The following is a 13,772-nucleotide window of genomic DNA, read 5'->3' as shown; positions in this document are numbered from 1 at the left end:
GTCGCCAAGCCAGCCCGCTTCCGACAACGACAACCGCCCCGTCAGCAGGAACCCATCGCTCTCCGCAAGCGGCGTCGCCGCTCCCAGCAGCGGATGCGACGCATCCGACAGCCCCATCGTCGAGGCGTCGCCGCTCGCTTTCTCTGCCTCCAGCCAGTAACGCTGGCGCTGGAACGCATAGGTCGGGAGTGACGCAACAGGCAGCCTGGCCAGATCGCCAACGGCGTTCCAGTCTACGACAATGCCATGAACATGCAGCGCGCCGAGATTGCGCAAAAGCTCCGACATCCCGCCGCCATCGCGGCGCAGCGATCCCACCACCACGCCATGCTCACCGCTTGCCGCAGACAGCGGCATCGCCAGCACCGGATGCGCGCTCGCTTCCACGAACACGCCGTGCCCGCCACCGATCAGCTCGGCCAGCGCAAGGTCCAGCCGCACCGTCTGCCGCAGGTTCCGGCACCAATAGGAGCCGTCCAGCGATGGTCCCTCACAGCGCGTTCCCGTCACCGTCGAGATCATCGCGACTTGACCTGGCTGTGGTGCGAGGTCCGACAGCAAGCCCTCCAGCTCAGGCAGGATCGGGTCCATCTCCGCGCTGTGCGAGGCGTAGTCCACATTGACCTGCCGGCAGAACACGCCTTCCTTGCCGAGATCGTTGACCCAGCGCTCGACCGCTTCAGTCGGCCCCGAGACCACCGTCGAGCCCGGCGTGTTCACCACCGCCACCGACAAGGTGGACCACTCCGATGCCTTCAGCCGCTCTTCCACGAGTGAGGCCGCGAGCTCCGTCACCGCCATGGCCCCGCGCCCGCTCAGGCCGCGCAACAGCTGGCTGCGCAGCGCCACGACCCGGGCACCATCCTCGAGCGACAGGATGCCGGCAACCACTGCGGCTGCGATCTCGCCCTGGCTGTGACCCACCACAGCCAATGGCACCACGCCGAGACTGCGCCAGACGGCTGCAAGGCCAACATTCATTGCAAACAGCGAAGGCTGGATCACGTCGACCCGCTCCAGCAGGCATGGTTCGAGATCCTCATCGCCGCGAAGCACCGATGTCAGCGACCAGTCCGTGTAGGGCGACAACGCCGCCTCACAGGCCGCAATCGCTTGCGCAAACACCGCCGATTCCGCCAGCAGGGCCCGGCCCATCGATGGCCACTGACTGCCCTGCCCCGGGAACACGAACACCACACGACCGCGATCGCGGACTTCTCCAACCGATACCGCCGCATGCGGGCGACCCTCGGCCAGAGATCGCAACGCGTCTGCCGCCTCCGAGACATCGCGCACCGAGACCGCCGCCCGTGAGCCGAACTGCGTCCGGTGCAGCGCCGCCGTCGCCAGCACGGACCTGAAGTCGGCGTCCGGATGACCCGACAGCCACTCCCCGTACCGGCCCGCCTGCGCGCGAAGTGCCGCCTCGTCACGACCGGACACTAGCAGCGGGATCAACGCTTGCGATGACGCTTCGTCTCCGACCGCAGCGCCGTTAATCTCATCGCTGACAGCCCCAGATCGCGCCGGCGCCTCCTCGATCACGACATGCGCATTCGTCCCGCTGATGCCGAACGACGACACTCCCGCACGACGCACACGCGCGGCATCCCGCGGCCACGCGCGCGCCTGCTGCAACAGCGACAGCCCGCTGCCATCCCACTCGATCTGGTGGCTGGGATGCTCCGCATGCAGCGTCTTCGGCAGAACCTCGTGCTTGAGCGCAAGCACCATCTTCATCACGCCGAGAACACCCGCCGCCGCCTGGGTATGCCCGAGGTTCGACTTCGACGAACCCAGCCACAGCGGACGATCCGCGCGTCGCGTCGGCCCGAACACTGCGGCCAGCGCACCCGCCTCGATGGGATCACCGAGGCTGGTCCCGGTCCCGTGCGCTTCCACCACGTCGATCTCGTCTGGGCTCACCCCGCTCGCAGACAAGGCCGCACGGATCACCCGCTGCTGGCTCGGACCGTTTGGTGCCGTCAGACCCTGGCTACGGCCGTCCTGGTTCACCGCAGAACCGCGGATCAGCGCCAAAATCTCGTCGCCATCCCGCTCCGCATCCGACTGCCGCTTCAGCACCAGCACGCCGCAGCCCTCGCTCCAGCCAGCACCGTCCGCGCCGTCCGAAAAGCTCTTGCTGCGGCCGTCGGGGGCGACAGCGCGCAACCGGCTGAACTCCACAAATACCGACGGCGTGCTCATCACCTGCACGCCACCCGCCAGTGCTAGGTCGCACTCGCCCTGACGCAGCGCCGCGCACGCCAGATGCAGCGCCGACAGAGACGACGAGCAGGCCGTATCGATCGTCATCGCAGGGCCTTGCAGACCTAGTGCATAAGACACACGCCCGGAGAGCACACTACTGGCCTGGCCTGTCTCAACGTAGCCATCCATCGACTCCAGAGAGACGCCGCTTTGCCTGTAATCGCTTCGCATCGCGCCGAGATAGACACCCGTGCTCGATTCATTCAGCAATTCCGGCTGAAGCCCGGCCTTCTCCAGCGCCTCCCACACGACTTCCAGCACCAGCCTCTGCTGCGGATCCATCGACACCGCTTCGCGTGGCGCGATCCCAAAAAAGCCCGCGTCGAACTGATCGATGTCGTACAGGAAGCCGCCTTCACGTGCGTAGCTCTTACCCCGCATCTCCGGATCCGGATCATACAGCGCATGGCTATCCCAGCGCGCCGGGAACGGTCCGATCGCATCCCGCTCTTCCGCGAGCAGCGTCCAGTAGGACTCCGAATCCTTTACGTCCCCAGGCGTGCGGCATGACATTGCGATGATTGCAATCGGCTCGTCCTTGGCGCGCGGTTGCGTGGGAGCTGTCCCAGCGATCACATCCAGTTCCGGAAAGATCTGGCGCAAAAGCAACGCCGCAATCGCCTCCGGAGTCGGATAATCGAAGGCCAGCGTCGTCGGCAGCTTGATCCCCACCCGCACCGACAGGCGGTTGCGCAGTTCGACCGCCATCATGGAGTCCAGCCCAAGCCCCTTGAGCGGTGCATCCGCAGGCACAGACGAGGCATTGGGCAACGCCAAAATCGCCGCGATGCTCTCCTGCACCAAACCAACGAGACTTCCGAAGCGCTCATTCTCGGGTAGCCCGCTCAAGCGATGGCGCAGGGCTGATAAGACCGGGCCTCGCGCTGCTATGCGAGGAGGCTCCGAGCTTTCCCGCACATGCAAAATTGCGGGAGACGGCGTTCGTTCAACGTTCCGCTCGAGCACCGGCTCGCCCGCAATCCGACGGAGCGTCACACACCCCACCGTTGCGACCAGTTGCCCCTTCTCATCCCACAGCACCATAGAGGCCGACCTCTGCTCCGAGCTTTCTGACCCGCTCAGATCAAGGCGTAGCCTCAACTTGTTGGCCCCGTGTGTGTGCAGCGTCACATCCGACCACGAAAACGGAAGCGGCATACCGCCTTCGGTGGCGGCAAAACCCTCCGCAGCAAACACATGCAAGGCCGCATCAAAAAGCAGGGGGTGAATGCCGTGCTCTGCGGCGCCGGATATCGTGCCGGCGGGCAGAGCCACCTCCGCATAGATCGTCTCGCCGCAGCGCCAAGCTCCGGTCAATCCCTGCAATGCCGGCCCGCAATCGAGTCCCCGCGCACTCAATCGCGCGTAGAGATTCGAAATGTCGAGTTGCGTCGTTCCCTCCGGGGGCCACGCCGCCAAAAGCAGCACAGCAGATTCTTCTCTGCTCCCCTCTTCGGACCCCGCCAGCACGCCCGTCGCATGGAGGATCCAGCCGCCCGCGCCCGATGCCTCATCCAGACCATGGAGAGAAAAGGCACGATGCCCCCGAGCGTCGGCAGCCTGCACCTGAATCTTCACCCGCGTTCTGCTCGCGGTCGAAATCAACAGCGGAGCGGTCTGCGTCAGCTCCAGTATCCGCGGGCTGCCCACGGCGAGTCCCGCCGTCAGAGCCAGTTCCAATAATCCGGTGCCAACCAAGGAGACGCGATCGAAATCCTTGTGGTGCGCCGACCAGGGATAGTTCGACAACGACAGTCGGTAACTGATCAACGCCGAACCGGTTAACAGGTCATACGTTGAGCTGAGATGCTGCATGGCGACCAATCACGTCAAAACAAGTAAGTTACAACTCATACGGGTATGCCAGAAATCACTGACCACCAAGCGTGGTCCTTTGACGCGCAGTACTGGACTTTCGACTTCGTCCCGGCGATTCCTCCTTCACATCCGTTGCAAGCTTCGACGAGACACTAAAATGCTGCTCGATGTCCTCAACCGAACGGATGACGCGCCTGTCAGCGATCGGTCTTACAAAATTGTAAAAACCAAGAACCGCCCCGATTGGGTCACAAGGCGCACGTGGGCGTCAACAATTTTACAAGCGAGTGCAGTTTGCCGACATCAGAAGCACACTAATACGGCGCTGCGAATGCGAATGTGACGAGGGCCACACATGGCGTCGAGTGGGCTGGTCAAACTGATGGAACCGCAATTTTAAACCCTCCGCACGTGAACCCGCTTCGTTGACGGCGGCCCAAAGCTACAACAATCTGCTTCAACCCGGACTTTTTTCCACTTCCATGGCGGTTATCATCTCAATATCTTTTTCAGCACCCAAATTCGCAGGATAGATTTCCACTTTAATGGATTGCCAGTCTAATTATACTTATTCCGAGCGTCTAGACTGGGCGGGTGCCGTTCGATCGGGCACGACAAGCGTGGCTGAGAGGAGTCGAGGTGCCAGGATCCCTGTTTGCCACCAGTGATCTTCACGGTTCATTCTCGGAGAACAAACGCATCATCGACGAAATGCGCCCGGAATCGAGCGACGATTGGCTGATCGTGGCTGGTGACGTGGACGATACGTTCAGCAAGATAGAGAAGACGCTTTCGCTACTGCGGAGCCGGTATGCGAAAGTGATCTGGGCGCCCGGCAACCACGATTTGTGGACCCTTCGTGACGATCCGGTCCAACTTAAAGGCGTGGCCCGTTACCAAGCTCTCATCGAGATGTGCCGTGACAACGGCATTCTGACGCCAGAAGACGAGTATGCGATCTGGCAGGACCAGAGCGGTCCTGTAACTGTCGTGCCGCTGTTCCTGCTCTATGACAATTCCTGGCTTGCGCCCGGAACAAGAACAAAGAAGGAGTCTCTCGCATACGCGCACGAGACCGGCGTGGTCTGCGCCGACGAGGTGCTGCTGCATCCGGCGCCTTATCCGGATCGAGCATCGTGGTGCAGCGCGCGGTTGGAGGATACCGAACGCCGGTTGCTCGACCTGGGGCCCGAAGTGAAGACGATCCTTGTTGGGCACTGGCCACTTATCCGCCAACCAACCCACGCGCTGCGATTTCCGGAATTCGCACAATGGTGCGGTACGACCCGTACCGCCGATTGGCATATTCGCTTTCGCGCCAGCGTCGTTGTCTACGGCCACCTGCACATTCCGCGGACAACCCACTATGACGGCGTCCGCTTTGAGGAGGTATCAATCGGCTATCCGCGCGAGTGGAGTAGGCGAAGCAAGCCGCCAACGCCCCGAAAGGTGCTGCCGGCATGATCGAACAACTGCTGCCTCACGGCGTCGTAGCGGTCGAGACCTTTGAGGATGTGCCGGGGCAACAGAGTTTCCCGGGAGAGGAAGCTCTTGTTGCAAATGCAGTCGAAACCCGTCGTCGCGAGTTTATAACGGCGCGACGCTGCGCCCGCGATGCACTCGCCAAGCTTGGATACGCACCGGTTCCAATTCGCGCAGGCCCGAAACGCGAGCCGCTGTGGCCCGCGGGCGTAGTCGGCAGCATAACTCACACCACAGGGTTCCGTGCTGCTGCAGTCGCTTCCCAAAGCGTGCTTGCGAGCATCGGTATCGATACCGAACAGAACGGCCGGCTGCCCGATGGCGTCGAGGAATCGATCACCGTCCAAGGAGAGCGCGAGATGGTAGCTGCGTTGTCGCGCGCATTTCCGGCGACGCACTGGGATCGGCTGCTGTTCAGCGCGAAGGAATCCGTCTATAAGGCTTGGTATCCTCTGACCGGCCGCTGGCTCGGCTTCGAAGATGTACGACTGGCCATCGACCCGGTAGGCAGGTTCGCTGCCAAGCTGCTCGTCGATGGCTCCAGAATTGACGATTGTCCACCGCTCGTTGAGTTTTGCGGTCATTTTGTAATTGCGCACGGCCTCATTGCGACTGCAGTGACGGTGCCTTCCGATACTGCAGCACCTTGCTCAAGACCCGATCCCTGAACCATGGCGCCAGTAGAATCGACGCATATGTAGCCGCCGAGGCGACGGAACTCGGCGATTGAGGTCGAGATGCTTTTTCTGCGTTATAAGTTTTGAGGCCATCAGCCATGAAGCGAGCCGTACTAGCGATCATCTGCTGCGCCTTGCTGGCAAGTCCGCATTCGGCCAGGGCGGACGCAGTTTTCGACCAGGACATGGCGAGCCGCTATCTACGGGTGGCGCAGTCCGGTGACGACGAAGCTCAGTTCTACCTTGGTGCGCTCTATTCGGCCGGCGTCGGCGTGCCGCGGTCCGACCAAGAAGCGTTCCGCTGGTTCAGCCGCGCCGCCAATCAGGGCCATTCGCACGCGATGCTGATCCTTGCCGGCCTCTACGCCACCGGGCGAGGCGTCGAGAAAAACAATGTCGAGGCCTATAAGTGGGCCTACATCGTCAATGGTGCCTCCCGAGTAGATGAGTTCCGCAACGGTTCCAGCCAGCTCATGGGTGTCCTGGAGAAGCGGATGAACTCGGACGATGTCTCCAAGGCCAAGAGCGACGCCGGAAAGTGGCGCGGCGTGGTAACCACGACGCCTGCCCCGGTTGCGCCTCCGGCGGCGGATTATTCACGCACGGCGCCGGTGCTTCCTGCCCAAACGATGACTAGCGCGGCCCCAGCCCCATCCCCAACGGCCTCCCCTCCGCAACCATCCAAGCCCTCCAGCGATGACAATCGGATGGACGCACTCAGCAAGAACATCTCCAAGGACGACATCAACGATTTCTTCAAGCAGATGCCCGGGCTGCGCAAGAAATTCGGCTATTAGGCAAGAGAACCGCCATGAGCATCTTTCGCATATTGGGAATCGCCGTCCTCGCTGCCGCAGCGGGCGGCGGCTATTATGGTTATACCAACTATTACAACCTCCAAACGGTCACGACCACCATTGCGACTATCGCCCCCGTCTCGGAAGCGATCTATGGCACCGGCACTGTCGAGCCTGCTCGCTGGGCCAAGGTGGTGCCGCTTCAGCGGCGGCGCCTGATCGACCTCTGCATCTGCGAGGGGAAGACGGTGAAGGCAGGCCAGGTGCTCGGTCGCCAGGATGACGCCGAAGAGCGCAACGCGCTGAACGAATTGCAGATATCAGGCCAGCAGGCGGACCGCGATCTCGATCGCGCCACGAAGGACCGCACCAAGGACGACGCGACGCAGAAGGAATACGAGCAGCGCTGGACCCGTGTCCAGGAATACAAGAGCCGGGTTGCGGCCCAGCAAACGAGGATCGACCAGCTCGTGCTGCGCGCGCCGCTCGATGGCATGGTGCTACGGCGCGACGGCGAGGTTGGCGAGATCGCGGGCCCCACCGATGTGCTGTTCTGGGTCGGGCCACCGCTGCCGATGCAGGTCGTCGCCGAGGTCAATGAAGAGGAAATCAGCCGCATTGCGGTCGGCCAGAAGGCGCTTCTGCGCAGCGAAGCGTTCCCCGCACAGGCGTTGCGCGCCAGCGTCTCGCAAATCACGCCCAAGGGCGATCCGACCCGCAAGACCTTCCGCGTGTATCTCTTGCTCCCCAATGATACCCCGCTGCGGATCGGCATGTCGGTGGAGGCCAACATCATCTTCCGTGAGAAGGCGTCGGCGACCATCGTTCCGGCCGAGTCGGTCTCGGGTGATTTCGTGCAGACCGTCAACAACGGCCGCCTCGAGCGCGTGCCTGTGCGCGTCGGCATCCGCGGCAGCCGTAATGTCGAAGTCATTGGCGATATCTCGCACGGCATGGCCGTACTCTCGCCGGCCCGACCCGATCTGGCCAACGGGACACGGGTCCGCATCGACACGAGCAAGCAGGTAGCCTCGCCGCACGAGACGGAACCCGCCGCAGCGCCCGACCCGGTCCAAAGCAATCAGATCCCAAGCAGCCCGCCGCAGGTCACAATGACGGTCCCCGCGCTCGTGGCCCCCCCCAGCGCCAATCCGGATGATGCGGGACTCTCGTCGGCGATTTCCGCCCATATCGACTCCGTCGTCAACGACGCCCGCCGTAACGTCGGAAAATTCGCCAACCGCTGATCGGGCGCAATCGGAATGGCCAGCAATCTCCTCGTCAACATCGCATGGACCCACGTCACGACCAGGGTCAGGCAAACGCTCGTCGGCATGGCGGGCGGGGCAATGGGCGTCGGCTTCACGATCATGATGGCGGGGCTGATGGAAGGCTCCCAGATCGACTTCCTGCGCCAGCTCGTCGACACCATGCCGCACGTGACCGTGCAGGACGAACGACGCGCGGCGCCGGTGCAGCCCGCCGAGCGCGAATACGGCGCGGTACAGATGTCGAGCGTCGCCAACGTCAACAACCGCCCCGGCATCCGCTATCCGGAATCGCTGATGGTCTCGCTCCGCTCGTGGCTTCCCGGCGACGTCGCGCCCTCGGCGCGGACCAACGCGATCATCGATCACGGCGGTCGCGTCGGCATCGCGCTGATCGGCATCGATCCGCGGCTGGAGGTCAGGGTGTCGAAACTCGGCTCGCAAATGCGGGAAGGCCAGGTCAGCGACCTGCAGCGTGCGCCGAACGCGGTTATCATCGGCCTCGCACTGGCCGAAAAGCTCGCGATCAAGACCGGCGACACCGTCAGCCTGATCAGCGGCCAAGGCACGCAGGTGAGCGCGACCATCGTCGGCATCTTCCGCTCCGGCATCAAAAGCGTCGATGAGGGACAGATCTACGCGACGCTCGGTACGGCCCAAGTGATGATGGGCCAGAGCGGCATCGTCAACGAATTGCGTGTGCGGCTGAACAACCCCATCCTCGCCGATACGATCGCGAAACGGATCGAGGGGCAGATCGGTTACAAATCCGTGTCGTGGCAGGAGGCCAATTCCGACCTACTCTCAAGTTTCGCGGTCCGCGACTTCATCGTGCTGACGGTGATGGGCGCGATGCTGCTGACGTCGTCCTTTGCGACCTACAACATCATCTCGACCATCACCAACGAGAAGCGCCAGGACATCGCCATCATGAAATCGCTCGGCATGCGCGCGACATCAGTGCGCAGCATCTTCATCATGGAGGCAGCCATCATCGGCCTTGTCGGCATGATTGCCGGGTGGGCCATCGGCTATGCGCTTTGCTATGGATGGTCGCAGATCACGATCTACAACTCGTTCACCGGAACCAACGTCCCGATCTCGATCTACTATTCGCCGCTGCATTACATCGTTGCAGGCGGCATCTCGCTGCTCTGCTGCACGGGCGCGGCCTTCTTCCCCGCGCACAAGGCGACGCGGGTCCATCCCGTCGAAATCATTCGGGGCGCCTCATGAGCGAGATTGCGTTGCAGGCGGTCGGACTGGTGCGGCGGATCGAGGGCGCGGTCTCACACACGCTGGTCAACGGGATCGACCTCGCGGTGAACAAGGGCGAATTCGTCGCCATCACCGGGCCCTCGGGCTCGGGCAAATCGTCGCTGCTCTATCTGCTCGGCCTTCTGGACGCGCCTACCGATGGCGAAATCATCATCTGCGGCCAGCCGACCTCGAAATTGTCCGAGGACGACCGCGCCCATGTGCGGCTGACGAAGTGCGGCTTCGTATTCCAGTTTCACTTTCTGCTGCCGGAATTCACCTCGCTCGAAAACGTGCTCTTGCCGATGCGCGCCGAGGGCAGGATGAGCGAAAAAGACATGCAGGCGCGCGGGCTCGACCTGCTCGGATCTCTCGGGTTGCAGGATCACGCCCAGAAGCGGCCGAACCAGCTCTCCGGCGGCCAGCGCCAGCGCGTCGCGATCGCACGTGCACTCTCCAACCGGCCCGAGATCATCGTCGCGGACGAGCCGACCGGCGCGCTCGATACGTCTTCCACCGAACAAGTATTCGGCATCCTGCGGCAGATCGCCGATCAGGGCCGCACCGTCGTAGTCGTGACCCACGACCCCGCGCTCGCGGCCCGCGCCGACCGCCGCTTGCATGTCGTGGACGGAAAGATCGCGCAGACGTTCGAGGGCCAAAAGCTCGCGCCGGAACCGGTGGTGGCTGCGCCGACTGATCACTGACTTTCCCGTCTCGCTGCCGACGCTACCAGACCCCAAACCTCACTTCGTGAGGATCCTGTCCGGCTGCGAGACGCGGCCCGCCATCGATCCGAAGCTATCTTTCGACGAAACCCGAACTGACGACAGCTTGATCGCGCCTCAACGCTTAAATCCCGAACCTTGGCGCCAGTAGAGCAGACCAAATTGTAGCCGTCCGACGGGACCGGAAATCGGCATCGATTCCGCAATGCTTATTAAAGCGTCGGCGGCAGAAACCGAGATTGCCACTTTGTTAATCGATATTGCTTTTCTGATGCATCTCGCCGGACCAAGATTGGGCAACAATCGAAAACTAGCCAGTGCTCATTCTGCTGCGTATATTCTTACAGAGAACTATGAGACCTACGTCACATCGCCGGTTAGCATCTTCGACTAGAACCTAAAACACTCTCCATCTCACGACCTTCGTTTTTGATATAAAAACTTTCAATGGTCTGGTGCAGCATGCGATTGGTGGTCATCGATAACTACGACTCTTTCACCTACAATCTCGTTCATCTCCTTGCTGAAATTTGCAACGAAATTCCGCTCGTCGTGAAGAATGACGAGATTTCCTGGAATGAGCTCAAGCAGCAGCATTTCGATGGGATCGTGATTTCGCCCGGGCCCGGTCATCCAGAGCGACCGGATGATTTCGGCCTCTGCAGGAATGTCATTGAAGAAGCTAAGGTACCGCTGCTTGGCGTGTGCCTCGGTCATCAAGGCATTGCCGCACTATCCGGAGGCAGAGTGGTTCGCGCGCCTGCGCCCATGCACGGACGAACTTCTCTGATTCATCACAACGACACTGGGCTCTTCAGCGGAATTCCCTCTCCCTTCAGGGGCGCCCGGTACCATTCGTTGGTCGCGCAGCAGCCTGTTCCTTCGTGCCTGGAAGTGAGCGCCTGGACGGAGGATGGCTTGATCATGGGGGTTTCCCATCGCGATCGGCCGCAATGGGGTGTTCAATTTCACCCCGAGTCCATCATTACCGAGCACGGCCGGACGTTGCTGGAAAATTTCTGTCGGATGATTGATCCGTCAAGAAGCCACTTAAACGGTCATGGCAGGCCATTGAACGGCAAGTCATTAAATGGCTCCCCTGCCAGGAAGGAGTTGGCGGTATCTCGCAAGCGAACGTTCTGGAAGGAAATTCCCCGCGAGATCGACATGGAAGGCGCATTCACCACGCTCTTTTCCGAATCCGCCCATGCCTATTGGCTCGACAGCAGTCTCGTCGAACAAGGTCGGGCTCGCTGGTCCTATGCAGGCGATGCCTCTGGTCCAAACGCAGCCTGCATTCAATATCGGTGCTCGGATGAGAGCCTCGAAATATCCGACCGCTCGGGGACTCACATTCGGCACACTGGAATTTTCGAATATTTGGAGCGGACAGAACCCAGCCGCCCGGAACCGGCCCCTCCCTGCCCGTTCGTAGGTGGATACGTCGGGTGGTTCGGCTATGAGCTTCGTAACGACTGCGGTTCACCGACGAGCCGACGTGCAGCGACGCCGGACGCGATGTTCATCCGCTCTGACCGTTTCATCGCAGTCGATCATGTCGAGAAGAAAACTTATGTGTTGGCGATCGATGAACCGTCAAATGCGGATCGGGCGAAAAAGTGGATCGATCACACCATTGCTGCAATCGAACGTGCTTCTCCTCCGGAGATGCCTGAGATTCGGAACATGCCGAATGAACCCATAAAGTTTGTTCTGGACCGCGACAAGGAGACTTATCTATCCGACATCCGGCGATGCCTGGATCTGATAGAGCAAGGCGAAACTTATCAGGTCTGCCTGACGAACGAGTTGCATTGTAGTTCCGATGTAGACCCGTTGACGCTCTATCGAACCATGAGGAAGGTCAATCCTGCCCCTCATGCTGCGTTTATCAAGTGGCCTGAAGGCGCCGTTCTTAGCGCCTCGCCTGAACGCTTCCTCTCCATCGACACAAACGGGAACGTCGAGACGAAGCCGATCAAGGGCACGATCAAACGCGACCAGGATCCCGTCAGGGATGATCAACTCGCGGAGCAATTGAGAACGAGCGAGAAGGATCGCGCAGAAAACGTCATGATCGTCGATCTGCTGCGAAACGACCTCTCGCGGAGCTGTAGCCCCGGCACTGTTCGCGTGCCAAAGTTATTCGATGTAGAATCATATCGCACGGTTCATCAATTGGTGAGTACCGTGACCGGCACGTTGGAACTTTCTGCCGGTCCGGTCCAATTGATCCGGAATGCATTCCCAGGCGGCTCAATGACTGGCGCGCCCAAGACCCGTACCCTACGATTTATCGATGAACTGGAGGGACGAGCCAGAGGCGTATACTCGGGTTCGTTGGGTTGGATAGGTAACGATGGGGCGGTTGACCTGAGCATTGTGATCAGGACCATCGTTGCCAGCGGAGGACGCCTGTCGATGGGCGTCGGAGGCGGCGTCGTAGCTGCTTCAACCGCGGAAGGTGAATTCGACGAAATGCTTCTGAAGGCGTCGGCTTCGATTAAATCGATCGTCGTGGCGCTCACCGGCGGGTTCAGCCCGGATCGATATGAGCTAATAGGTGCAGACGAAACAGTCGGCTCATCAAGGAATCCGAATTGATGATTTGCGAGATGTTCGCATGAGCGTAGTTTGGCTCAATGGAGATTTTGTCGATCAGAGCGAAGCTCGCGTACCTGTCGCGGATCGCGGCTTCACTCTGGCAGACGGCATTTTCGAGACAATCAAGGCTGTGGGCCCTAGGCCATTTTGGCTGTCCGAACATTTCGAGAGGCTGAAAGCCGGAGCAGTCAAGATCGGTCTGACGATCCCCTTCAGCGAGCATCGCATCTCCGATGCAATCGATCGGCTGCTGGCGGGCGCAACCGTGGATACTCCGAGCGCAATCCGGCTGACAGTCACGAGAGGATCGGCAGCAAGAGGGCTCTGGCCGAAGGACGCCGCTTCGCAACCGACTTGCGTGTTGACCGCAGCACCCAGCCCCGCCACACATCCGCAAGATTTCGTCGTCTGTCGATCCACGCGCCGAAATCAACACTCTCCTCTCTCGAGGATCAAGTCATTGGGCTATGGAGACAATATTTTGGCCCGGAGGGAAGCAATCGAACGCGACGTCGACGACGCCATCATGCTCAATACGGAAGGGCATGTGGCATGCGCAACTGTCGGCAACGTGTTCTTCAGGATCGACGGCGCCTGGATAACACCGCCAGAAGCGGACGGCATATTGCCTGGACTGGCGCGCAATCGCTTCCTCAAAGAACTCGGAGCCGTCGAAGCGTCCATTTCCGCCGACATGATTCGAAAACCGGATGCAGGCTTCGTTTGCAATAGTCTGGGATTCTCACAAATAAAAAGCCTAGATGGGCGCGGTTTGCCTGGAGATTTAACCGCGGTCCCGATCCAGGCAGTCTATTCACCGTAGCACATCGGGCCTTGCATCCGCGGCGTCCGCTGGACGAGAATTAGCAA

9 protein-coding genes are annotated in these 13,772 nt (G+C 61.0%); 8 read left to right on the top strand and 1 reads right to left on the bottom strand.

The features are described 5' to 3' along the window. The coding region (locus tag IVB48_RS35240) for a type I polyketide synthase (protein WP_247407542.1) at nucleotides 1-4,086 on the bottom strand (4,086 nt) is incomplete at its 3' end. 642 nt (nucleotides 4,087-4,728) lie between these two features. Between IVB48_RS35240 and IVB48_RS35235 the strand changes: the two genes are divergently transcribed. The 8 genes from IVB48_RS35235 to IVB48_RS35200 all read left to right on the top strand — a co-directional run bounded on the left by IVB48_RS35235 (nucleotide 4,729) and on the right by IVB48_RS35200 (nucleotide 13,725). Beyond that, nucleotides 4,729-5,553 carry a metallophosphoesterase gene (locus tag IVB48_RS35235; RefSeq protein WP_247407541.1) on the top strand — a complete coding sequence of 275 codons (825 nt, stop codon included), beginning with the start codon at nucleotides 4,729-4,731 and terminating at the stop codon, nucleotides 5,551-5,553. Then, nucleotides 5,550-6,239, top strand: coding sequence for a 4'-phosphopantetheinyl transferase superfamily protein (locus IVB48_RS35230; protein WP_247407540.1), 690 nt, complete (start codon nucleotides 5,550-5,552; stop codon nucleotides 6,237-6,239). The genes IVB48_RS35235 and IVB48_RS35230 overlap by 4 nt, the downstream gene beginning before the upstream one ends. Nucleotides 6,240-6,433: 194 nt before the next feature. After that, a complete protein-coding gene (locus IVB48_RS35225; protein WP_247407537.1) occupies nucleotides 6,434-7,045 on the top strand; it encodes a tetratricopeptide repeat protein in 612 nt (203 codons plus the stop codon). Between the two features lie 14 nt (nucleotides 7,046-7,059). Next, nucleotides 7,060-8,292 carry an efflux RND transporter periplasmic adaptor subunit gene (locus tag IVB48_RS35220; protein ID WP_247407535.1) on the top strand — a complete coding sequence of 411 codons (1,233 nt, stop codon included), beginning with the start codon at nucleotides 7,060-7,062 and terminating at the stop codon, nucleotides 8,290-8,292. A gap of 15 nt (nucleotides 8,293-8,307) precedes the next feature. Beyond that, nucleotides 8,308-9,549 carry an FtsX-like permease family protein gene (locus IVB48_RS35215; protein WP_247407532.1) on the top strand — a complete coding sequence of 414 codons (1,242 nt, stop codon included), beginning with the start codon at nucleotides 8,308-8,310 and terminating at the stop codon, nucleotides 9,547-9,549. Further along, entirely contained in the window at nucleotides 9,546-10,277 is a 732-nt protein-coding gene (locus IVB48_RS35210; protein WP_247407530.1) for an ABC transporter ATP-binding protein, read from the top strand. Before IVB48_RS35215 ends, IVB48_RS35210 begins: the two co-directional genes overlap by 4 nt. Nucleotides 10,278-10,760: 483 nt before the next feature. Next, nucleotides 10,761-12,902 carry an aminodeoxychorismate synthase component I gene (pabB, locus tag IVB48_RS35205; protein WP_247407528.1) on the top strand — a complete coding sequence of 714 codons (2,142 nt, stop codon included), beginning with the start codon at nucleotides 10,761-10,763 and terminating at the stop codon, nucleotides 12,900-12,902. Further along, entirely contained in the window at nucleotides 12,862-13,725 is an 864-nt protein-coding gene (locus IVB48_RS35200) for an aminotransferase class IV (protein WP_247407526.1), read from the top strand. Before pabB ends, IVB48_RS35200 begins: the two co-directional genes overlap by 41 nt. Nucleotides 13,726-13,772: the final 47 nt, after the last annotated feature.

Source organism: Bradyrhizobium sp. 76 (genome assembly GCF_023073025.1).
Taxonomy (GTDB): domain Bacteria; phylum Pseudomonadota; class Alphaproteobacteria; order Rhizobiales; family Xanthobacteraceae; genus Bradyrhizobium.
The sequence above is the reverse complement of the archived record's forward strand: the minus strand, read 5'-3'. Positions and strand labels throughout refer to the sequence as shown.

Bases quoted from the DNA above. Each gene is read 5' to 3' on its own strand.
- pabB (WP_247407528.1), top strand. From the start codon at position 10,761: ATGCGATTGGTGGTCATCGATAACTACGACTCTTTCACCTACAATCTC.
- IVB48_RS35230 (WP_247407540.1), top strand. From the start codon at position 5,550: ATGATCGAACAACTGCTGCCTCACGGCGTCGTAGCGGTCGAGACCTTT.
- IVB48_RS35220 (WP_247407535.1), top strand. From the start codon at position 7,060: ATGAGCATCTTTCGCATATTGGGAATCGCCGTCCTCGCTGCCGCAGCG.
- IVB48_RS35215 (WP_247407532.1), top strand. From the start codon at position 8,308: ATGGCCAGCAATCTCCTCGTCAACATCGCATGGACCCACGTCACGACC.
- IVB48_RS35210 (WP_247407530.1), top strand. From the start codon at position 9,546: ATGAGCGAGATTGCGTTGCAGGCGGTCGGACTGGTGCGGCGGATCGAG.
- IVB48_RS35225 (WP_247407537.1), top strand. From the start codon at position 6,434: ATGGCGAGCCGCTATCTACGGGTGGCGCAGTCCGGTGACGACGAAGCT.